General features: G+C 56.9%; 1 protein-coding gene. It reads right to left on the bottom strand.

Annotated elements, in window-relative coordinates; translation table 11 throughout:
• A partial coding sequence (locus Xkoz_RS19345) for an AMP-binding protein (protein WP_141554464.1) occupies nt 1-599 on the bottom strand: 599 nt, incomplete at both ends.

Here is a 599-nt window from a genome sequence, read left to right as displayed (position 1 = left end):
GGGATAGCCCCGTCGAAAGGCGGAAGGTTTTGGTTGTCCAGTTTCAGGGTGGTGGCAATCACCGTGGTTTCCGTCGGGCCATAGGAGTTAATCCAGCGGCAGCCCTGGGTTTCGGGATGGGATAGCCAGTTCATCAGATGGCGATGCTCTGCTTTCTCGCCGCCGACAATAAGGGTGTGCAGGTGTGGGCTAAAACCACTGCGTCCGGCCATCATCTCCTGCACCCAGTGGTGCCAGAAGGCGGTTGGCATATCCATAATGGTGATTTTCTGCTCGCGCAAGAAGTTCACAAAGGTCATATCCGGGATGCGGATATGGGGCGGGCGCAGAACCAGCGTCGCACCGGAGGCGAGGGTCGGGAAAATATCGGAAACCGAGGTATCAAATGCGATGGTGGCGAATTGCAGGATGCGATCCCCCCCTTTCGGTTCGCTGGTCTTATGCTGGGCATGGATAAAATTCACCACGTTGCGGTGTTCCAGCATCACGCCCTTGGGCTGGCCGGTGGAGCCGGAGGTATAGATGATATAGGCCAGATGGTGTGGCTTAAGCCCCAATTGGTGGGGATCGGGATTATGGCAAGGTTGCTGTGCCACTGC

It is taken from the genome of Xenorhabdus kozodoii, from assembly GCF_002632875.1.
Lineage (GTDB): Bacteria > Pseudomonadota > Gammaproteobacteria > Enterobacterales > Enterobacteriaceae > Xenorhabdus > Xenorhabdus kozodoii.
This window is presented reverse-complemented; position numbering and strand designations above follow the sequence as displayed.